Origin of the sequence: Mucilaginibacter sp., assembly GCF_039921305.1 — a bacterium.
Lineage (GTDB): Bacteria > Bacteroidota > Bacteroidia > Sphingobacteriales > Sphingobacteriaceae > Mucilaginibacter.
The window spans coordinates 1-23,648 of sequence record NZ_JBDSCA010000014.1 but is presented as its reverse complement, the minus strand read 5'-3'; the positions used below and the strand labels follow the sequence as shown (position 1 = coordinate 23,648).

13 protein-coding genes are annotated in these 23,648 nt (G+C 42.5%); 6 read left to right on the top strand and 7 right to left on the bottom strand.

Annotated features, from left to right (window positions below; translation table 11 throughout):
• Positions 1–3 precede the first annotated feature (3 nt).
• The 6 genes from ABIN91_RS02820 to ABIN91_RS02795 all read right to left on the bottom strand — a co-directional run bounded on the left by ABIN91_RS02820 (position 4) and on the right by ABIN91_RS02795 (position 10,860).
• Positions 4–1,851, bottom strand: a complete 1,848-nt coding sequence (locus ABIN91_RS02820; RefSeq protein ID WP_348048229.1) for a glycoside hydrolase family 2 TIM barrel-domain containing protein — start codon at positions 1,849–1,851, stop codon at positions 4–6.
• Positions 1,852–2,955 carry a glycoside hydrolase family 43 protein gene (locus ABIN91_RS02815; RefSeq protein WP_348048227.1) on the bottom strand — a complete coding sequence of 368 codons (1,104 nt, stop codon included), beginning with the start codon at positions 2,953–2,955 and terminating at the stop codon, positions 1,852–1,854.
• 6 nt (positions 2,956–2,961) lie between these two features.
• Positions 2,962–4,212 carry a DUF2264 domain-containing protein gene (locus tag ABIN91_RS02810; protein WP_348048225.1) on the bottom strand — a complete coding sequence of 417 codons (1,251 nt, stop codon included), beginning with the start codon at positions 4,210–4,212 and terminating at the stop codon, positions 2,962–2,964.
• Between the two features lie 5 nt (positions 4,213–4,217).
• Complete coding sequence (locus ABIN91_RS02805; RefSeq protein ID WP_348048223.1) at positions 4,218–5,213, bottom strand: family 43 glycosylhydrolase; 996 nt, start codon at positions 5,211–5,213, stop codon at positions 4,218–4,220.
• Position 5,214: 1 nt separating this feature from the next.
• Positions 5,215–6,420, bottom strand: coding sequence for a glycoside hydrolase family 88 protein (locus tag ABIN91_RS02800; RefSeq protein ID WP_348048221.1), 1,206 nt, complete (start codon positions 6,418–6,420; stop codon positions 5,215–5,217).
• A 372-nt stretch (positions 6,421–6,792) separates the two neighbouring features.
• Positions 6,793–10,860: a two-component regulator propeller domain-containing protein gene (locus ABIN91_RS02795; RefSeq protein ID WP_348048219.1), complete on the bottom strand. Its 4,068-nt coding sequence runs from the start codon at positions 10,858–10,860 to the stop codon at positions 6,793–6,795.
• Between the two features lie 708 nt (positions 10,861–11,568).
• Between ABIN91_RS02795 and ABIN91_RS02790 the strand changes: the two genes are divergently transcribed.
• The 6 genes from ABIN91_RS02790 (at position 11,569) to ABIN91_RS02765 (ending at position 23,169) form a co-directional block, all read left to right on the top strand.
• Positions 11,569–14,841 (top strand): SusC/RagA family TonB-linked outer membrane protein, encoded by a 3,273-nt coding sequence (locus ABIN91_RS02790; RefSeq protein WP_348048217.1) that lies wholly within the window; start codon positions 11,569–11,571, stop codon positions 14,839–14,841.
• An 11-nt stretch (positions 14,842–14,852) separates the two neighbouring features.
• Entirely contained in the window at positions 14,853–16,868 is a 2,016-nt protein-coding gene (locus ABIN91_RS02785; protein ID WP_348048215.1) for a RagB/SusD family nutrient uptake outer membrane protein, read from the top strand.
• Between the two features lie 228 nt (positions 16,869–17,096).
• Positions 17,097–17,957: a glycoside hydrolase family 16 protein gene (locus ABIN91_RS02780; protein WP_348048213.1), complete on the top strand. Its 861-nt coding sequence runs from the start codon at positions 17,097–17,099 to the stop codon at positions 17,955–17,957.
• 19 nt (positions 17,958–17,976) lie between these two features.
• Positions 17,977–20,916 carry a beta-galactosidase gene (locus tag ABIN91_RS02775; protein WP_348048211.1) on the top strand — a complete coding sequence of 980 codons (2,940 nt, stop codon included), beginning with the start codon at positions 17,977–17,979 and terminating at the stop codon, positions 20,914–20,916.
• 303 nt (positions 20,917–21,219) lie between these two features.
• Positions 21,220–22,056 carry a glycoside hydrolase gene (locus ABIN91_RS02770; RefSeq protein WP_348048209.1) on the top strand — a complete coding sequence of 279 codons (837 nt, stop codon included), beginning with the start codon at positions 21,220–21,222 and terminating at the stop codon, positions 22,054–22,056.
• 111 nt (positions 22,057–22,167) lie between these two features.
• On the top strand, positions 22,168–23,169 hold the full coding sequence (locus ABIN91_RS02765) for a glycoside hydrolase family 43 protein (protein ID WP_348048207.1): 1,002 nt from the start codon (positions 22,168–22,170) through the stop codon (positions 23,167–23,169).
• Between the two features lie 100 nt (positions 23,170–23,269).
• On the opposite strand, the gene ABIN91_RS02760 is transcribed toward ABIN91_RS02765, so the two are convergent.
• Positions 23,270–23,648 (bottom strand): T9SS type A sorting domain-containing protein (locus ABIN91_RS02760; protein ID WP_348048205.1); only part of this gene is annotated, 379 nt, incomplete at its 5' end.

Genomic DNA, 23,648 nt, shown 5'->3' with positions numbered 1-23,648 from the left:
TGGTTATTTTGAGAATCTATTTTTAATTTCATTGTAGTAAGCCTGCATAACGTAAAAGGCTTTTTTCTTATGGCCCTTATCGTCGTATAAACCTTTGCGGTTCCAGCCTTCCTGGTACAAAGGATTATTACGCTTGGGCGAACGGAAATCATTCAACACCCAGGGCGATATGCCAACATAGTTATCGGGCATACGCTTTAACATGGCCACCTGCTCTTTAAAGTACCATTCCTGAAACTCTTCGCTAAAGCGCGTTAGTGAATCGGCATGGAAACCGCCTTTACCTTCGGCACCTGTTTCACTAATGAAAAGCGGTTTGTTGTATGGTGTGCTCCAATTGGTTGTGCGGCACTTGTCGGGTAAGCCGCCGTACCAGCCTAAATACTCGTTAAACGCTACCAGGTCAACAAATTGTCCCAGCGGGTCATCCACTATGTTCATGTCTTTCAAGGCGCTATAATTAACTTCAAGCGCAGCTGAAACCATCCGGGTTTGATCCAGTTCTTTAGCCCGGGTAATGAGGCTGTGCATAAAATCTGTACGGGTTTGGCTAATCGGCGTTTCATTCCCTACCGACCAAATTATGATGGAGGCACGGTTATGATCGCGTGTTATCATTTCCTGTAACTGGGCTTTGGCTTTGTTCAATACCTCCGGGCTCCCGAATTTTATGGTCCAGTATACCGGTATTTCCGACCAAACCAATATACCTAATGAATCGGCCAGCCGGGTTATCGCTTCATCGTGAGGGTAATGGGCCAGCCTAACCATATTGCAGCCTAATTCGCGTGCCTGGTATAGTAATGTTTTAGCATCATCCGGCCCAAAGGCCCGCCTTACTTCGGCTGGAATTTCGCCGTGGGCACATATGCCGCGCATAAAAATTGGTTTGCCGTTCAGTAATACCTGTTTGCCATAAGCCTCAATGGTGCGGAAACCTATTTGATCTTCTACCTTATCGTTATTGGTGGAAACGATCACGGTATATAATTTGGGCTGCTCCGGCGACCATAGTTTGAGTCCCGTTAACGGGAAACTAACCGGTGTAATTTCTCCGGATGCTGCAATCTGCTTTTTGAATTTTAACTCGGGTATAGTAATGTTAATTAATGTTCCCGCCTGTGCATTACGTATCCTCACCCAGCCTTCAACCTCGGCTTTTGCTGATGGCGCTTTTCCGGGTACGGCTTTTTTTAGCTGTATCATGTAATCCTGAATAAAGCTGGTTGGTACTTCAATCAGTTTAACATCACGTGTAATGCCGCCATAGTTCCACCAATCGGTATTTAGGGTAGGCACTTCGTCGGCGTAGCGCTTATTGTCAACTTTAACAACAAGGAAGTTTCCTTTTTCTTTGAGTAAGGAAGCTGGTATCACAAAGTTAAAAGGGGTAAAGCCACCAATATGCATACCCAGCTTTTTACCATTCAGATAAACATCGGCCCGGTAATTAACCGCTCCAAAATAAAGGTAATAGCTTGTTTGCCCGTTAACCGGATGAAAATCGAAACTTTTTTTATACCAAATGGTGCCTTCATAATATACAAATTCAGGCTTTTGATGGTTCCAGTCACCCGGAACCTGTAACGTATATTTATTAATATAGCCATGCTCCTTCTTCTCTGTCTTATTGATCTGGATATCCGTGTTCCAATAAGCATCGCCATTGCTTTCCTTGAGTTCCTTAAACCGGTAATCATAAAAGCCGGTCTCATACGGATCAACAATATATTGCCACGAGCCGTTTAACGACATTGATTTACGGGCATTAATATTCGTGATCAAGCTGTCCTGCGCAATGGCAGAAAATGCGAAACCTAAATAACAAAATAACAGTCCTATCTTTTTCATCTAGTTAAATATTTTCAGATCCCAGCTATCTAACCAGTTGATCTCGATGTCGTTTCCTTTAAAAGTTATCGGTAGCCACAAATATCTTCCGTCAATGGCATCTTTCGGTGCCCATTTATCCGCAATGAAAATGAAAGCGTCTTTTTTGCCGGAAACAGGAAGTACATAGGTACTCTGCCCCCCAAATGTAATTTCAGCGCCTTTGCCAATGCAAGGGTTACCATGATAAGTCCACGGCCCGTAGATAGATTTTGCCGTGAACCAGCGGGCGGGGTTAGGTGCCCAACCAGTGGTTCCAGATCCGATCATGTAGTAAATACCATTGTGTTTGAATAACGCGGGTGCTTCTGTTTGGTGCCCGGCATATACTCTTGAGTATTTTCCGGTATGCCCGGTATAGTCAGCATTTAATTCGGCCACATCCAAAGTGAAGTTTTCCTCAGCCGAAAATATATGGTATGCTTTTCCATCATCGTCAACAAAAAGGTTCATATCACGCGCCATTTGTCCGCCAGGCAGGTCGCGGCAAAAGAAACCCTCACTTTTGTTTTTAGGCTGTTCGCAGTTCACCTTATCACTTTCGGGTGTACCTTCCGGATAAAATGGCATAAAGCCTGCATTTGGACGGTAACTTTTGATGAAAGCATATGGCCCTGTTACTTTATCGCTTATGGCTACACCGGTACGAGCGGCTTTATAACTCTGACCATTTAATTCCAAATGGAACCACATCACGTATTTTTTGGTTTTGGCATTATAAACCACTTTTGGGCGCTCCAATATGCAGCCCTTGGCGATATCGTTCTCAGGATCTTCTGATACCGACAAGGATATCCCCTGATCTTTCCAGTTGTATAGGTCCTTAGACGAATAGCAATGAACACCAATCATGGCCTTGTTCCCGGCGCCTCCTGCTATCTTGTGTTCACCAAACCAATAATAGGTGCCATTTTTAAATAATATCCCACCACCGTGAGCATTGATATGTACACCCTTGTTATCAGGCCATATTGCACCCGGCGTAAAGTTTTTGACCTTGCTTTGCGCGAATGCCAGACTATTTAGTAATAAAGTTGCCGGCAATAAAAATTTGAAGTATTTCATCTATCGTTACTTTTTATCTTTTAAATCAAGGGCATGATCAGCTTCCACATCTTGCCCGCTCCAAATTTTTACAGAGGTCCAGGGTTCATCCACATCAGACCAAAATGGCGCCGACTCCGGTAACCCAAGAACAACAAAGGCATTGGTGCAGATGTAAAGACTGCCGGTGGTAATATAAAAATCTGCCAGGCTGGGCTGTTTTCCGTATAAACCGATGTTCAGCCAGCCATCCTGCGTAAATGTATTTGGCGCTCCAAGTGTTTTTTTTATCATCGCTGTGAGTGCGCATCTCACCTGCGCGGGCTTCAGCTTTGTAGGCAGTTGCTGCTCAAAAGCGATGTTTGCCAAATGATGGAATACACCGCCCCGGTAAACAATTGACCGGCCTATGGCGGGATAGCTGCCATCGGCATTGATCGTTCTCTCCAGGATCTCGGCATAACGCTGCGCTATAAGCAGCTCCTTTTGCTGCTCCCTCAGGTACGTTTTCTTTTTAAGATTGATCTCGTTCAAAATAACCTGCAGATTGGGGTGGATGACGATACTGTTATAATAATCATCATGAAAATTCATACCGTCCGAATAAAAACCATCACCAACATACCAGTGCTCAGTAAATTCTCTTACTCCAAACTCTACCCTCACCGGATCATAACCCAGATCGTATTTACAAAAGAATGCCTCTATCATTCCGCTAAACAATATCCAATTGCTGTAAACAGGGACGGTACTCCGCGTGTCCATTAATACGGAAACCAGCCGGCGCTTAGACAGGCTATCCAGGTTCTGCCAAAGCCAGGGAGCTCGGATCATAGCAAACGCTACGTAAGACGCATCAACTAAGGGCTGGCCCCCTTTCCATTTCAGGTAATCTTTGGCTTGTGGATTTACGGCATTTGAAATTGCCTGCAAAGCTTTTTTGCGATACTCACTCCTCAGTTTTACTTCTTCTGCCTCTCCGCCTTCCAATTGCAACCAAGGTGCTATCCCGCTTAAGGTGCGGCCAAAGGCTTCCAGGTAGCCTATTTGTGAGCGGCTTTCCTTATTATCAATATGATCGGAAAGCAGCATGGGCATTTTTTCTTTCAGCTTATCGTCGGCGAGGTTGAAAATAACCGGGCGCGCAACTTTGTCCATATAACTTAACCATAGTTTCCGGGTAGAACCGGTTACTGTTTTTGGTTGCTTTTGGGCGATAACGTTGCTTACGACAATGATTAGAATGGCGCAAAGCGGAAATGTTTTTATGAATCTCATTCTCTTCATTTCAATTTTACAGGATGAATTTTTAACAAAACATTGACAGGTAAAATGTTGCCATCCTTATCGAAGTGCATTGCTGAAATACAGGTTTCCCTGTTATAGCCATCCCCTCCGGGAATTTTGAAACGATGGTAGGCAATATACCACTCATCTTTACCGGGTACCTGTACTACAGAATGATGCCCTGCACCTTTTACTGCGCCTCTGCCTTTTAATACCACGGCATTTTCCGCCTTTTTAAATGGCCCCATTGGTGATGTGGCGGTTGCATAAGCAATGGAGTACCTCGGGTCGCGGGTGTCATACTCCGACCACATCAGGTAGTAAATACCTTTCCTTTTGATTACAAACGGGCCTTCGTTATAACCCGGAGGTTTAAAAGAGAGAATTTTTGATGTGTCGCACGATACCATATCGTTGTTTAACTTAACTACATTACACTGGCCTTGTCCCCAATATAAATAAGCCGCTCCGTCATCATCTACAAATGCCATAGGGTCTATCATTTGCCCGCGCTTGGTGCCTTTTGCTATAAGTGGCTTACTGATCGGGTCGGTAAAAGGTCCGGTTGGTTTATCAGCAACAGCAACGCCAATATTTACATTCGCCGAATAGTAATAATAGTATTTGTTATTTTTAAAGGCGATGGTGGGTGCCCAGGCTCTTTGTTTTGCCCATACCAAGTCGCGCGGTAGATCCAGTATCACGCCTTCATTTTTCCAATCAACCAGGTTGCTGGATGACCAGCAGGTAAAATTAGTAGATAGCCAGCCCTCTGTTCCATCAGTAGTTGGGTAAATGTAAAACCGCTTCCCAAAAACAGCAATATTTGGATCAGCGAACAGACCTGGCAATGCGGGTGGCGGCGGTACAGTATCAATAATTACCCCGGTCGCGGATGAAATTTTCCGGACAGTATCGTGAACCTGCGCAATGGCTCCAGACGAAATCAATATCAATAAAATAGCTGCGGTTATCGTTCTTGATCTGTTCATTTTACTTGGTGTTGAAATTTTTGTACCTGCTCAGGGCTTCTATAAAATAATAGTCGGCATAGGTAAGGGGTACATCCACTTCTGTATTTTCGGGAATGTGACCAACGCTATGCTCCAGGATAAATCCTCCATTTGTTCCCTTTGCCGCCAGATATGGTGCCACGGATAAATTCCGGATGATCGTTTCGGCTGCACTGAAGTAATTATGCCCTTCTTGATGACTCACATAACGGCATAATTCCAGCAATGCCGAGGCCATTACAGCGGCTGCCGAGGCATCCCGCAAAGCGTTTGGTATATTGGGAGCATTATAATCCCAATAGGGGATCTTATCGGCAGGTAAATTGGGGTTGGTTAGAATGAATTTCGCGATGTGATTAGCTTGTTCAAGATATTTTCTATCCTTTGTTTCGCGGTACATTACCGTGTAACCGTACAGGCCCCATGCCTGGCCACGCGCCCAGGCAGATTCGTTACTGTAGCCCTGTGCTGTACGCTTTTGCTGTACAGCACCTGTTCCCGGGTTGTAATTGACTACGTGATAGGAACTATAATCTGGCCGGAAATGGTTTTTCATCGTGGTATTGGCGTGCGTTACCGCGATCTTATAATAACTTGAATCTCCTGTTACTTTGGTAGCATAGAAAAGGAGTTCGAGGTTCATCATATTATCGATGATCACCAGGTATTCGGGCCTTTTGCTGTCCCATGATTTAATACACCCCACCTTAGGATCAAAGCGGCTGCTTAATGATTTGGCACTGTTGATCAAGATTTGTTTATATTCTGGTTTGGGTTCTGCCTTCTCGGCATTACCGAAGCTGCAATACATCATAAAACCGAGGTCGTGTGTGGTTTTGTTGTATTGTTCCTTAGCTAATAAGGCCAGCATGCGGTTGGCTTCCGAAAGCAAAACCTGGTCTTTGTTATTCTCATATAAATAGATCAGGGTTCCCGGATAAAAGCCGCTGCACCACCAGCCCGATCCGCTGGTTTCAAACTTGCCGGTTTTAGCGTTATAAGATTTTGGAAACTTATCCGGCGGTAGCTGTTTCATTAAGATCTTGTATTGATCCGCAGCACGTTTTAAGTCTGATCTCACCAAAGAAAGAACCTTTTTATTGACTTTAAAACCACTTTGCTGGGCGAAAGAAATATGGCCCGATAAAATGGCTGTTAATCCGATGGCTATAATTTTTTTTAACATTTTGTAATACTTATTTGATCTTTGGCTTCCAGTCAATAACTCGCACCTGTTCACCTGTTATTAGGGGATTCTTTTTAAAGATAGCTGTATTGACACTATTATTGGCCCATCTATCACCGGCTATAGTGGATATGCTTTTGCTCTGCCCAAAAACGCGGGTGTTTGGCAGTGGTACGGTAACAACCGTAAATACAAAACAGGAGTAAAAGAATTTAAACACTACAAAATTGTTAATACAGTTGGGCAATGTTAGTTACCCAATCTGATCCGTTCATAATTGATACGGCTAATTACTGCTTTTTGTAGCATCCGGAGAGGGGGTAAAATCACCAATAACAGGGGATATTTTTTAAAAAGGGCAGAAAACCCGCTTTACTGAACGGATTTGCCCAAACGATAAGATTTTTGAAAGGCTACGCGATGACGTTTAATAAACTCTGAGGGGTTCATGCCGAATTGCTTGTGAAAGTGCTCACGGAAATATTTTACGTCGTTGAAACCCACTTTGAACGCGGCTTCGTTTACATTACAATTGGTATTGATCATTAACTCTGCCGACTTGCGCAGGCGCACATACCTTATAAATCCGTTAATGGTTTGGCCCGTGATGGCTTTTACCTTTTTATAAAGATTAGAATAGCTCATACCCATCTTGTCTGCTATTAAATTAACCTCAAGTTCCGGATCCATTAACGAAGCCTCGATCACCTCAATGCATTTATATAAGAAATCCTTATGCTCTTCTGATACGTTACGGCTCTTGCCTTTTAAGGTGATCTCGCTATAAAAGTAGTTTTGAAGTTCTGATTTGTTTTTAATAATCCCCCTCACACGCGCTACCAACAAATCCTTATCGAAAGGTTTGCTTAAAAAATCGACCGCCCCTTCTTCAATCCCTTTCAACCGGATATCGTGGCCCGATTCACCGGTTAAAAGGATGATGGGGATATGGCTTAACAAAGTATCTTCTTTAACTATCTTGCAAAGATCCAGTCCGTTCAGTTTTGGCATCACAATATCACTGATGATAATATCGGGTAGATGCTTTTTTATCATTTCTAAACCTACCTCACCATCACCAGCTTCCAGAACGGAGTAGTCGTGTGAAAATATCCTTTTGATATAATTCCTGATCTCGGGGTTATCATCAATGATCAGAATGGATTGGTGATCAGATATCAGCAATTCAAGGTCTGAATTATCCGGTTCCTTATTCATCATTTCGATGTTATCATGCTCCATCAGAAAATCAGAGGGAAGCGGCTCCTGATTAAGCGGCAGGCTGATTTCATCTATACCGAAATGCTCTTTCCCTTTCGGTAAACATAGTGTAAACGTTGCTCCGCCACCGGCAGTGTTCTTGTAATTAATGGTACCGTGGTGGCTTTCTATAAAGGTTTTCACCAAGTATAGTCCAATTCCAAATCCGGTTTTTAACGAGTTTGGGTCCTTAACCTGGTAAAATTTATCAAAGAGCTTTTCTCCGGCATCGGCAGTGATACCGATACCATTATCCGCGATCTCAAAAGACACTGATAATTCATCCTCTTTTACCGAAATGTGGATATTACCTCCATCAGGAGTGAATTTAAACGCATTCGATATCAGATTAAAGAGTGCAATTTCTATTTTTTCTTTATCCAGATAAACTTCAACCGTGTTTTGATCGCATTCGAACTCGTAAATGATATGTTTGATCTTTGCCTGATGTGTAAAGCAGTTATAAACTTCTTTACACAATACCGGAAAGTTGATGAGGCCGACTTTGAGTTGCGGATTTTCACTTTCTGTTTTGCGGAAAAGCAGCAGATGGTCAACCAGACCCAGCAATCTTCTGGCATTACGGTATACGATATTTAATTCCTCATTATTTTTATACTGGTTCAGCAAATCCTTAACGGGATTGATGATCAAGGTAAGTGGCGTACGAAATTCATGAGACACGTTAGTGAAAAACGACAGCTTCTTTTCATTTAATTCTTTTTCACGTTCTACCTTCAAATTAGCGATCTCTATTTCATATTTAAAGCGGGTTTGCCTGATCCTGTAAACCCAGAACCCGTAAACTAGGGTATTCAGCGCCGCAAAATAAATTAGATAAGCCCACCAGGTACGGTACCACGGGGGTAATACAATTATCCTGATATGTAACTCATGGCTATCCCAAGTTCCGGCCGTATTGGTGGCTTTTATTTTCAATAGGTATGTACCTTCGTTGAGCCGGGTATAATAGGCTGTTTTGAGTTTCCCAACATCATTCCATCCATGGTCCCAGCCTTCCAGAAAGTATGCATAGTTGATCTTATCAGGAAATGAATATTCAAGGGCCGTGTAATTCAACGCGATTGTTGCGTCATTGTATGGAACGGTGATCTCCTTAAGATCAACAATTCCTTGCTGCGGAGAATATTTGCTGTTCCCTTCTACAATGTGGTTGTTGATCTGTAAACCGGTAACTTTCAATTGAGGTAGATCAACGGGCTGACTAATGCTATCCGGATGAAAAACATTAAAACCATTGATCCCACCGAATGCCAATTCTCCTGATTGCAATCTAGCAGCAGCGTTAAAATTAAACTGGTTGCTCTGTAAGCCATCAAAAACGTAGAAGTTTCTAAAATTTCCGGTACCTGCCAAATACTCTGTGAGGCCATTGTATGTACTTCCCCACAAATTCCCTTTGGCATCTATCAAAATATTGAGCAAAGAATTGCTTGGTAAAGCGTCTTTTTGGGTATAACGTACTATCGCCCCGTTATCTGTATTGTATTTTAACAGGCCGCCGCCTTCTGTTCCTATCCAGATCAGATTGCCGGTACCGTTAATCGACCGAACGGGATTGTTAACCACAATGTACTGATGGTGGCGGTGAACAGCGTCAATTTTAATTAACCTGGAATAATCACCTGCCCATATATTACCTTTTTGATCTTCATAAAGCGCATGAATGTTGGTAAGCCTCTCGTCAAAAACCTCGAATTTATCTTTAGGCCGATTATACCAGTATAGCGCGCCGCCCCTGGTGGTACCTGCCCAGATCTGGTGGCGGCTGTCAATATAAAGCTTCCACAAATTTTTATCCTCAGTATTGGTAAAGGGGTTAAAGCACGAGTAATGGATGAATTTTTGGGTGCGTTTATCAAAACGGTTAATACCTCCATTAAATAATCCAAGCCAGATCTGGTTTTCCTGATCTTTGATGATGCTCACCACAAAATTACTGCCCAGGCTTTCTTCGTTTTTTGGGTTATGAAGATAATTGGTAAACCGGTTATGTTGCCGGTCCCAGTAGCTCAAACCGCCACCGTCTGTGCCTATCCATAAGTTGTGATTCTCATCCTCGCAAAAAGAGATGATAAAATTATTGATCAAACTGTTGGGATTAAATGGGTCGTTTGAAATGGTTTTAAACTGATCTCTTTGTTTATCAATGATATTAACCCCGCCCCGTAAGGTGGCTATCCAGGTTCTGGCTTCGTTATCCTGAAAGATCATGCTGATGGCGTCACTTAAAAGTCCGGAACCTCGTTTGTGGCCGCTGATGAGATACGTTGTTTTCCGGTGGGTGGTATCTATAATATTCACCCCGCCTCCATCGGTCGCGATCCACATCTCTCCTGATGCTGAAAACTTAATATCGGTTATATTTTCATTGGTTAGTAAAACGCCATTATTATAGTAACGGTTTAAAGAGCCGGTTTTGAGATCCAGAGAATACAAACCACCATCGGTTCCGATCCATATACGGTTATACTTGTCTGTAGTGATACAGCTTGCGGATTTTAGCTTATTATTTACGACTTGAATTTTATGATCATTTTTTGTGTAAATGCATAATCCAACATCTCTAATAAACAGCCATACCTGATCGTCGCGATCAATAAAAATTGCCTGAACGCTGTAGCTGTTATGTGAATTGCGAAAAGGAATTAAGCTTGCATTTTTAGCGGCCTGGTTATAAACATATAAGCCGGCGTAGTCTGTCCCAATGAAAACGGTTCCCGAATGATCAGTTGCCAGGGCGGTTACATTATTAGAGATCTTAGTTGGATGTGAACTGCCTGACTTTAGGTATGTAACCGGGTAAAATTTTGAATCTTTATAATTGTAATATGTTAGCCCGGTTTGTGCACCGATGAATATTTTATTGTCCCAGCCCGATAATTTGTTGATATGATTATCGTTCAGCGATGAATGATCGCCCCATACGTTTCTAAATATGCCAACGGTGCTTCCATCGTAACGATTAAGACCATCGTATGTGCCCACCCAAACAAACCCGTATTTATCCTTAAAAATAGTTGTTACCGAATTATTGGATAAACCTTCATCTATCCCAAAATATTTCAACGGCATTTGTGCAACCCTGGCTTCGGCAGTACAAGTAAACAGGCTTAAAAATAAATATAGCTTTAAAAAGCTTTGAATTGATCTGATCAATGTTGGTAATTAAGTAACAATGAATTGGCAATCAAAACTACTATTTTAACACATAAAATTCAGAATTATTCCATTTGAGTCTTTTCTTATCACAGGCGCACTTCTATGATAAATATTCGCCACCTTTTAGATAAAAAGATATGAATTTTAATGGGTAAAAAAGTATCTTATTGATTTGTTTTTGCCCCAGATGTTCGGTGGCATGTTCAATCAGCATTATCTTAAATATCGTGACGATTATTTTACTAAGATCCAAGTCAAGGATCCATCCTTAGGAGAATAACACTTGTATTTGGCGTTATTTTTTAATTACGAAACCAACATTATTATTTCCTCACTTAAAGTAATGATTCATCCCCCTAAGTTGGAAGATTTAACCCCTAAGGATTTGTTTTTTGCGGTCTACTTTCGTTAAACCAAAAGTAGACCGCAAAAATTTGTACAGTGACTCAAGTGAACAAATCGCGTTGGCGGCTATAAACCAATTTAACAAATTAAGATATGATGAGACTACTACTCAACACAGAATTAAAAATCTTATTACTCTGTAATTCGCCGGGAAATGCGTTTTTCCATGAAACGAAGAAAAACGGAATTTATTTTATCGGAACAAAATCAAGGCTCGGCTTAACTGGCTTTAAACGGGTGTCTATGGTCAGTCCCTGGGAGTGAACACCTAATTAACTAATTAATAATAACCTTATAATTATGCTAAATTATTACTTGAAAAATTTGAATGAAAGATTAGGGCGGTCGTCCCGCGCGGTCTTATTATTTCTGCTGATCTTTATTTTTCCGTATGGAGCCTCAGCTCAGACTCGAAACATTACTGGTACCATTACCGACGCCAGCAATGGTGACCCGCTTATAGGAGCCGCGGTGCGGGTATCCGGTACCTCGCTCGGTGCGAGCACTGACTTTAATGGGAAATTTAAGCTATCAATCCCTGAAAGTGCTAAAACCATTGAAATAAGTTTTCTGGGTTATAAAGCTCAAACGATCACTCTGACCGCTGTTCCCGTTATATCGGTGAAAATGGAGCCGTCCAGCAGCAGCCTGAATGAAGTGGTGGTTGTAGGATATAACACTGTTAAGAAAAAAGATTTGACAGGATCTGTTGTTCAGATAACTCCGGACAGGCTGGCTAATGAAAACCCTAAAACAGTACAGGACATACTACGCGGAACCCCAGGTTTAAGGGTAGGAATGGATGTTTCGGCAAAAGGTGGTGGCTCCCTCGAACTGCGGGGACAACGTTCATTGTATACTGCAGGTGCTCACAATGAGCCTTTGATCATTCTTGATGGTATGCAGTTTTATGGTGAGCTTTCTGAGATCAATCCTGATGATATCGAGCAAATCGATATCTTGAAAGATGCTTCAGCCGCAGCCGTGTACGGTGCCAAATCAGCCAGTGGGGTAATCATCATTTCCACCAAAAAAGGTAAGATCGGTAAGCCGGTGATAAATTTTAATACCAGCGTTGGTATTAACGGCAAAAGCGCGTATATGAACGTTTTTAGCCCGGATGAATATATGCAGTATCGGGAAGATTGGTATAAAGCGCCAACTTACGGCGTAAATGCAACTACCGGCGCTTACGAAGCTTATCAAAATCCAGCTACAAAACCGGGCCAGTTTGATAACCCGAATAATATTGGCAAATATGGCATCACCATACAACAGTGGAGAGCATATTCCACTAACGTCGCTGGCGAATCTGATGCGAGTATTTACGCAAGGCGTTTGGGATTGAGCGATGCCGTGCTAAAAAACTATGTGGCTGGAAAAACATTTGACTGGTTTAATCAATCTTTCCGCACCGGGTATAATAGAGATTATAACGTAAGTGTGGCAGGTGCCAGTGATAAGATCAATTACTACATGTCTATGGGCTATTTGGGCGCAATGGGCGCTGTTAAAGGAGATGATTACTCAACTGTGCGTGCTAACCTAAAAGTAGATGGTAAAATAACTGATTGGTTATCAATTGGAGCGAACGTTAACTTTCAAAACAGATCTGACGGGACGATACAGGTAGGGTTAGGAACCAATTACTACGATGCCAACCAAGTACGTAACAGCCCGTATGCCAGTTATTTGAATGATGATGGCAGTTTAGCCGAATACCCGATGGGTAATACAGATAAACGCGGTTATAACTTTGATTTTGAAAAGCAATATGTGGACCTGGAAAAAGGATATACAGTATTGAATACGATATTCAATGCAAAGGTGAAATTACCATTGGGTATTACTTACTCATTTAATGCTTCACCTCGTTTCCAGTTCTTTTATAACCGTTATTTTACCTCTGCCGAAAGACCTGATACCGCTCCAACTAATGCTGGTGTAGACCGGGAGCAGAGCAAACGTTACGATTATAATTTTAATAACACGGTTAACTGGGACAAAACTTTTGCAAAGAAACATCATTTCACAGCGACCTTAGTACAGGAAGTTGAAGAGCGCCGCTATTGGGGCGATCTTATTAATGCGCGTAATATTCTGCCATCGGACGCGCTGGGATTCCATAATACCAGTAATGGTGACAAAACTGCCAGTAGCTTCTCAAGCACAGATACGCACCAAACCGCAAATGGTTTGCTGGGCAGGTTATTTTATGCTTTTGATGAGCGCTACTTAATTACAGCATCTATCCGTCGTGATGGTTATTCAGCATTTGGCGCGAATAATGCTTATGCAACATTCCCATCTGTGGCTGTTGGCTGGACGTTTACCAACGAAAAATTCTTTCATTGGACACCGATGAATCTCGGTAAATTCCGCCTTTCTTATGGTCAGAACGGTAACCGCTCTTTGGATGATCCGTATGTCGCGTTAGCTAACCTGGCGTCTAACACTACAATGCCCTATCTCGACAATTCTGGAAACCCGGCACTGGTAAAATCAATTTCAGCATCACGGTTGGCGAATCCTAATTTAAGATGGGAAAAATCTATCGCGCTGAATGCGGCGTTGGATTTTGGTTTCTTTAATGATCGTATCAATGGATCTATTGAATATTACAATATCAAAACCACAGATATGATCATGAACCAGCCACTGCCAGGTTTTACCGGATTTTCTTCGATAGCCGCAAATTTGGGAGAAGTAAATAACAAAGGGGTTGAGATCACTGTGAATACGGTAAACATCCGGAAAAAGAATTTCGAATGGCGAACTTCATTAGGATTTGCGTACAATGCCAATAAAATTGTGCACCTGTTTGGTACTTACTCAAACATAGTGGATGCTGCTGGTAATGTTACTGGTCAGAAAGAGGATGATTATACACCTGCGGGCTGGTTTATCGGACAACCGATCAGTGAAATTTGGGATTATAGGGTAACTGGTATTTGGCAGGCAAATGAAGTTGTTGAAGCAGCAAGATATGGACAGCGTCCGGGAGATCCCAAAGTTGCCAATAATTATACGGCCGATGATATCAAGAACGCGAACGGAACCACCACCCCGGTTTATAACGATAAAGACAAGGAATTTTTGGGCCAAAGCACACCTCCTATCAATTGGTCGTTGCGTAACGAATTTAAACTATATAAGAACTTCGACGTTGCTTTTAGTATTTACTCGTACATGGGCGGTAAAAGCCTGGCAGGTTACTATCTGAACGGAGATAACGCGGGATCTTTGATCACCTACGGATTCAATCCGTTTGCCAAGAAATATTGGACCCCCGAAAACCCGACGAATGACTATGGCCGTTTAGCGGCTGTTGGCCCCGCTGGTGCTACTGGGGCACAAAAACTTTATAACCGCTCATTTATTCGTTTAGACAATATTTCTGTAGGTTACACTTTACCGCTATCACTAACATCTAAAATCAACCTTGCAAAAGTGAAATTGTATGGTGCCGTGAAAAATGCAGCCGTTTATAATAGCGGTTGGGAATATGCCGATCCTGAAACAGGGGGCCTGGCAACACGGACCTATACATTTGGCTTAAACGTTACTTTCTAAATTATCAGAACATGAAAAATTACAATAAGAATAACTCTGTAATTATGAAGTATAATTACAAGAGCTTAATATCAAAGGGGATTTTAGTTTTGGCTGGTACTGTCATCTTATCAGCGTGTAAAAAATCGTTTCTTGAACCGGATCCTTTATCATTCTACGAACCGGCCGTAACATTTACAACGGAAGCCGGGATAAAGGCTGCGTTAGCCACGGCGGACCGGAATCTGGGCTTTTTCTATAATGGTTATAGCGGAAATGATAATAACGTACCCATGAGTACGGAGTATTATTTCTCAGATATGTCGGTTTATGGAAAAACTGATGCCGGAGGTGGATTGTTTGATGATATAAACGCAAAATTAACGCCAAGTGGCCCCTTTGGTACCGAGGGGGATGGATCATGGCTTGGATATTTTTGGAACGAAAACTATAATGGGATCAAATATGCCAATACCGTTACCAGTTATATCGATGGTATAACCGCCTTAGATGCGGCTACCAAGAACGCCTATAAAGGCCGTGCTTATTTCCATCGTGCGTTCCGGTACATGGCATTAATGTGGCAATTTGGCGATGTTCCTCTCGTTACCAAAATATTGCAAGTTCCTAAGCAAAACTATCGGTCTACCAAAAAAGCGGCAATTTTAGATATGCTAACCAAGGATATGGAATTTGCAATCCAGTGGGTTCCCGACCAAAAAAATTCTTTACTGGTTGGCCAGGTGAACAAAGCGGCATGCCGTCAGTTACTGATCAAAATTTACTTGTGTACAGGACGTTATGCCGAAGCTGAGGCACAGGCTGATATCCTGATCAATTCATCTGGATTTGCATTGATGAAGAACAGTTTTGGTACTTTCAATCCCGGAGGTGAAGCAAAGACATGGCCTATCACCCGTAACGTGATCTGGGATCTACATCGCCCGGAGAATAAGTTGATCGCAAGTAACACTGAAGTTTTGATGGGCCTGCCCAACTATGGAATTGAAGGATTTACTAACTTTAAGGCCATGCGTGTTTTTGGCCCGTTTTGGAACGATGGTAACATCATTGGCCCCGATGGTAAAAAAGCCCTTAACAACTACGCACGGAATAATGCTAACTATAACCCTGTATATGATTGGGTTCGTGCAATGGGCCGTGGTATCGCAACTACAAGCTCAACCTATTTCGCACAACATCCGCTTTGGAACGTTAATGGAATAGAAGACAAACAAGATTTGCGACACAATTCCACGGTTGGTAACTGGGTTAATATGACCGATTTTAGATATAATGACCCTACATCTACCTATAAAGGACAAAATATTGTGAAATATCATCCTACCACTAACGCGATTCTCGTTAAAGACACGATTCGGGATTGGTTTGATTTTCCGCTTTACAAAATTTATATGTTAGATGTTGTTGATGAAGCTGGTCTTGGAGGGGTTACTTTTGCAGGTGCTACCAAAGGCGGAAATGCGAACTGGTACTTATACCGCCTGGCTGAAACTTATTTACTACGGGCAGAGGCTAAGTTATACCAGGGGAAAGATGCCACCAGTGATGTGAACGAGGTGCGGAAAAGAGCGAATTGCGCACAGTTATATACATCGGTAAATATTGGTGATATTGTAAATGAACGCGCCCGTGAACTATATTTGGAAGAATGGCGTAATGTGGAACTCAAAAGGATATCGTACTGCCTGGCCAAAAGCGGCAAGCCTGATGAATGGGGAAATACATATACCCTGGCTACCTACGATAAACAGAACGGAACTGATAATAGCGGAGGAAGTTATTGGTATCAACGTATTGCTCATTACACGCCATACAATAAGGGTAATATTAATTTAGGTACCGGAGTTGTACTAAAATACACCATGAATAAATATAATATGTATTGGCCAATTCCAAATTATGCTATTGTGGCTAACAACAGAGGGAAACTTTTCCAAAATTTTGGTTATACCGGTTATGATGCCAGTATTCCGGAATGGGATAACTATGCGGATGCTGTAGCCGATGAGGATAAGGTTAATTAACATGTTGTCACCGTGGGTGATGCAATTAAGCTTATTGGAATCAGAAATTATTTAGATCCATCCTTATCATATCAAATAAAAGGGGGCTGTCGTAAAAACACAGTCCCTTTTATTTAGAGAGTTTGCATACATGATTAGAATGTACAATTATATTTGAATGGAAACCATTCAAACCATCACTCAACTTCATCAAACTTTGTAAACCATTTATCAAAACCTTACAGCGATATGCAAAAGATACTGTCAACCTTCATTTTCATCGCTCTATGCTCACCGGCTGTTACTTTGGCGCAGCGCGTTCAAGCCGATACGCTTGGCCAATATCGCTTGGTATGGGCGGATGAATTTAATAAGGAAGGTAAACCGGATAGTACGAACTGGGAATTTGAAAAGGGATTTACACGTAACCATGAGTTGCAATGGTATCAGCCTCAAAATGCAGTTTGCCATAAAGGGATGTTGGTAATTGAGGCAAGGAAGGAACATTTGCCTAATCCGAATTATGTTCCGCGGAGTTCCAACTGGAAAACGAATCGTGAATTTATAGATTACACCTCTTCGAGCCTGAATACACGCGGACAGCACGCCTGGCAATATGGCCGTTTTGTAATGCGCGCCCGTATAGATGTAGCACCGGGTTTATGGCCGGCATTTTGGACCTTGGGTGTGAGCCACCCCTGGCCGTTTAACGGCGAGATAGACATTATGGAATATTACCGGGGCAAACTATTGGCCAATATTGCTTGCGGCGGCAACGCGCCTAATAAAGCCATATGGTACAGCAATACCCAAAAGGTGGATAGTCTGGGTAAAAGCTGGGTTAAAAAATTTCACATCTGGCGCATGGATTGGGATGAAAAGATGATCAGTTTGTATGTGGATGACCAACTACTTAACCAGGTGGAATTAAGCAAACTTGTTAACCGGGATGGAAGCGGCTATAACCCTTTTAAGCAGCCTGAATATATTTTGCTCAATTTGGCATTGGGCGGAGATAATGGTGGCGATCCAGCAGGCACTGAGTTCCCGCGTAAGTATGAAATTGACTATGTAAGGGTATATCAGAAACAAGAAAGCTCCAAATATTAACTAAACTAAAAAGAAAATTATGACTGTTAAACTGATCAGACGAGTTATCCTGATCGTGGCTTGCATTGCCATTAGCCAATCGCTCCGCGCCCAGATTAATGACTACATATTCCCGGCATCACCTGCGGCTAAAAAGTTTATGGATTTTGACGCTAAAGGGTTTCTCATTAATGGGAAACGGACCTTCATTGTTTCTGCCGGAATGGAATACGCGCGTATCCCTCACCAATTATGGTATGACCGCTTGCTTCGATTAAAAAGAGGTGGCTTTAATTGCATCGAGATCTATACTTTCTGGAACTTTCATGAGCCAAATGAAGGCCACTTCAAGTTTAGTGGCGACCAGGATCTGGATACCTTCCTGAAAACGGTTAAACAGTTGGGGATGTATGCCATTGTTCGCGTGGGCCCGTATTATTGCGGCGAGTGGGATAGCGGTGGTTACCCTATTTGGCTGCGATTTAAAGACAATATTACGGTACGATCGCCTAATGCGGAGTTTGAAAAATACATGGATCGTTTTTTTGATAAGCTATTGCCCATAGTTAACAATAACCAGATCAATAAGGGCGGTTCGGTTATATTGGTTCAGTTGGAAAACGAACACCCTGCCAGCTGGGGCACATTTATCCCTAACGATTACTTTAAACATTTACAACAAAAGGCGCTGGCTTCTGGTTTGGAAGTGCCCTATTTTTTCAGCGGTTTGAATCATGGAAGTGATCCGGCTGGAAAAAAACCTACGCTTGATGATCCGAACCGGCCAAACCCTTGGTTTACAACCGAGTTTTGGAGTGTATGGTACAACCTTTATGGCTCTACCCAGAAAGATGCTGACACCTACGGGCGCCGTACCTGGAAGATCATAGCGCACGGCGGCAACGGTTACAATTATTATATGGCTCATGGCGGCACTAATTTTGATTATAGCTTCAGTCATGAGGATGCGGCATCCTATGATTATGGTGCAGCGGTAGGGCAAACCGGCGACCTTAGACCAATATATTATCAATTTAAACGGAATGCCTTGTTTGCCAGAAGTTTTGAAAGCGTATTGGAAAACAGTACCCATAGTGATGCCTATCAAAGCATGTTAAAAGATACCGGTGTTGTATTAACCACGAGGCATAGTGATAACGGAGATATCCTTTTCTTTGATCACGCTTCGGCCGGTAACGCCGCGCTGTCCCTCTCTCCGGAAGGGTTACCTCCAACTCAATTAAATTTAGCACCGGGCGAGATCTTCCCGGTAGTGCACAACTATAAACTGACAGGCAATATTACCCTAAATTGGGGCTTGAGCCGTATTTTAGGGGTATGTGAACAAGGTAAAACAACCACATTAGTGATGTATGGGCCCGTGGGGTCGTCAGGTGATTTGCAGCTGACATCGAAGATCAAGCCTGTATTGGCGGAAGGCTCCAAACCAATCAGCATTAAAGGTAACCAACTAACCATCCACACCAGGTTTGACGCTGTTCAGCCATTGGTGTATAGCTTTAGATCGGGTGGTCAACTGATCAGGATATTAGCCTTAAACAGTACTTTAGCCGACCGCACCTGGTTTATTGATGCAAAAAGCAAAAACTATGTGGTAACCGGCCCGGAATATGTTTCGGAATTAAAACCGCTTGCTAAAGGGCAAACCGAACTAACAACCGAACATTTTTGGGAACAACAAAACAGTTATCCAACCTGGCTTTATGGCGAAACCTTTAGCAGAATGACACCCGCAGCTAAAGAAGTGACTAACGCTGGGATTTCTAAAGGTAAATTTTCGGCAGTATGGCTTGCTAAAAATGCGTCTCCCGGCACGGCTGATAAATTTGATGACAGTAGCTGGAAACAAAGTGAAAACCCCCTTGAAATGGGTGCGGATGATGATATAAGCTCAAATGCCTGGTATCGTACACACATCAGCGTAAAAACTGCCGGTACTTACAAATTAAGTATAAGTAAAGGCGGGGGCAGGTTTATTGTGTTTATAGATGATAAGCGTGTGGCAGATGGCATGCTGGATAACCTGCAGTTTGAAGTTACTTCCGGAGATCATTTGCTAACCGTGTATGCGGCACATGATGGCCGGGATAAATTATACAATTTTATTGGTAACCTGCAGAATACGGATGTAAAGGGTATAGCCGGTGATGTGATCCTCCGACGGGGAGCGGTGCCATACGTAACTACCTGGAAAACCGTTGCTGCCGATAACTATAAGGAGGGTGACGCACTTACTATTCCTTCTTTTGATAATGCAACGCCTTACCAAGCGGGTGGCAGGGCCAATACCAATACTTTGAAGCGTGGTTATGCCTGGTTTCAAACTGAAGTTCCTGTTATTGAAGGACGCGTTCCGCTACAATTTAATTTTAAAGGAATAGCTGAGAATGCCATAGTATTTATAAACGGCAAACAGGTTGCGAAACAAGAGAAAAAAAATAAGCCATTAACCGTTCTTTCAGACGGTGCACAGCGGGTAGTGATCACAGTGTTTGCCGAAAACAAGGGAGGGCAAAATAACCGGGGGGTATTTGGCGCTATAAATAAACCGGTAGAAATTATCTTTAAAGATGACCAATTTTTAACCAATTGGCGTATGAAAGGAGGGCCGGGAAATATAGTTGGTACCGATAACTGGAAAGCCCTGTCTTCAGCTGATCAATTTGACAGGCCTTACTTTTTTAAAAATTCGTTCATTATCAGCCATCCGAAACAAAGCCACCCAATGTGGCGGGTTACCTTTGATGGTTTGAGCCATGGGTTTGTATTTGTAAACGGGCATAATATTGGTGGCTATCCGGAGCGGGTTCCGGTTAAAAGTTTATATATTCCAGAGTGTTGGTTGAAAGAGGGCGAAAATACCATCGTTATTTATGACCAATATGGCAATCGTCCGGATAAGATTGAAATTGTGCCTGAAACCATTTCCAGCCGGAATACCAAGACTTTGATACTTTAGTCGTATTTGAATTAATACATGACCGAACCCCTGTAACCAATATTTGAGTTACAGGGGTTTTGTGTTTATTTACAGTTATTTAGCAAGATCGGTAACGTAAAAATTGGAGTTTTTTGTCGGGATGGACATTAATCATCCGTCCGCTTAAAAAACCTGACATTTAAGTAAGTGAGCTTGCTAATACCCCCCCTACAAAATCGTGATTTGCCCCTTATTGCACAAGTATTTTTATACTTCATTTGCTTATCAATTATAATATTAGGGGAAGCAAAGATCAATTAACTACCAAAAAATCTATTAGTTATGAAAAAAATTAAATTAATTCCGGTTATTATTTTATTATTTTTTGTTGGGTTATCTGCCTGCAAAAAAGAAGCAGCAACCCAAAGCACAGAAGCCGTTGCTGCTCTGCCATCTTCTGTCAATGCCTCAGCCTCATTTGCGGTATCCTGGGTAAATGTAATTCCGATCACATCGTTCAGTTCATTCAGCACGTATTGGAATAACCTTTATCCCTGGGGGGCAGATCACAATGGTTCGGCGCGAATGCGTGCCGCAAACATATCTGTTTCGGGAGGTGTACTTACGCTAACCAGTGCTCCAAGCGGAAGCGTAGGCAATAGCACAGTAACCCCATTTTTGCCCATACACTATTATTCGGGTACTGTATACGCGAAGGTGATACCGGTTGTAGATGCCTCATGGCCAAAATGGCATTTTAAAGGGGAGTTTCAGTGCGAATCGCAAACAGGTACCTGGCCGGCGTTTTGGGCTACCGGAGCCAGTTCATGGCCGCCAGAGAGTGATTTTCTGGAGTATAAAGGCAGCACTACCTGCTGGACAAACACTTATAAGAATGCAAGTGGTGGATGGAGCAGCGTTGGAACAACAATTAGCAGTCCGGGAAGCTGGCATACTTATTCTGTTTACATGACCAAAACCACTGCTACAGATGTATCAATTGAATACTGGATTGACGGTGTTTTGAGGAGTACCCAAACTGGGGCCAACTTTGTAGGCAAAACTATGAACATCATCATCGATTACCAGATGGAAGGTTCATCAGGTTCGCCCGGGCCAACCGGCACCACCTATATGCGCGCAAGGAATGTAATTGTTGAAAAGAGCGCAACCTTATAAGGTTTAATTAATAAAAGGTGCTTCCCCTTTTATTAATTAAGCGCTTGCCGATGAGTTTAGCAATAGATACATTTAAATAGTATTTCGCAGGTTATTTTTAAAATTCATTATATGAAAAAGATTTGGGTTGTTTTATTGGGTTCTATGTTGCTTTCGGCAGTGGTAAGTGCCCAACAAATCAAGACAAGGAAAATCAGGAACCATGTTCCTTTAGACTCTATTCTTTTAAGCGATCCTTTCATACTGGCAGATCAGAATACGAATATGTATTATATGACAGGGACGGGCGGCCTATTATGGAAAAGTAAAGACTTGAAATTTTGGGATGGACCGTATGAAGTTGCCAAAACAGACCCCAACTCGTGGATGGGGCCTAAGCCGATGATATGGGCCGCCGAGATCCATCCCTTTAAAGGCAAATATTATTACTTTGCCACCTTTACCAATAAGGCGGTTAATATAGATACATATAAAGGGAATGTGATAGAACGCCGCGCCTGCCACGTGCTTGTAAGTGATACGCCTGATGGGCCGTATTTACCTATGAAAGATTCTACCTATTTGCCTGCCAATAAGCCCACACTGGATGCTACGTTCTGGATAGATAAGAATGGAAAGCCTTATATGATATACTGCTACGAATGGTTGCAGAATTGGAATGGGACAATTGAAATGATTGAACTCAAACCCGATTTAACTGGTACAATTGGCCAGGGAAAGGTATTGTTCCGTGCCAGTGATTCTCCGTGGAGCCGTGAGAAAGATGAGAAAGGCGATGATCGCCCCAATAAGGTAACTGATGGGCCGTATTTATTTAAGACAGCAACCGGGCGATTAGGGATGATATGGACCAGTTGGGTTTACAATGTGTATACCCAAGGGGTTGCATATTCGCAAAGTGGTACATTGAATGGGCCATGGGTTCAAGAGAAAAATCCCATTACACCGCCTGATTACGGTCATGGAATGTTGTTTACCACGTTGGGTGGTAAGCAGTTAATGGCGGTACATAGTCATAAAAACATTAACGGCCGTTATATCAGGGTGCCTCATTTGTTTGAAGTAGATCTGTCGGGCGATAAACTAATTTTAAATAAGCCTTATATACCTTAACTCAAAGGTCAATTTCATCTGGTTTAGATGGAATCTGATTATATACCGGAAGATCATTTATTTATTGAACAAATGGTCTTCCGGTAAAATCAGGTTAGGTTTACTGGTTCACCATGATCCTAAGGGAGGATAAGTTGTTAAGTTGAACGAAATACACACCAGGAGGATAGGTTCCAGACAAGGGTACGAGTAATGCATCCCCATCAGCTTTAAAAGTATTGGTCTGCATGATCTTTCCGTAAGCATCCCTTATCCTTACGGTTATGGATTGATTGACCAGATCACTGGTTAGCTTGACCGAGAAACGGGTATCGACCAATGGATTAGGATAAATGATCAATCTATCGGAAAGGGGCTTGTTGATATCAACAGCAGGTGGCATCAATGCAATATCTTTGCTGCTGGCGGCTATCGCGTTTGTGGATAGGGCTGCGGGTTCCGTACCATAGATCAAAACACCCTTGTCATACACGGTGATG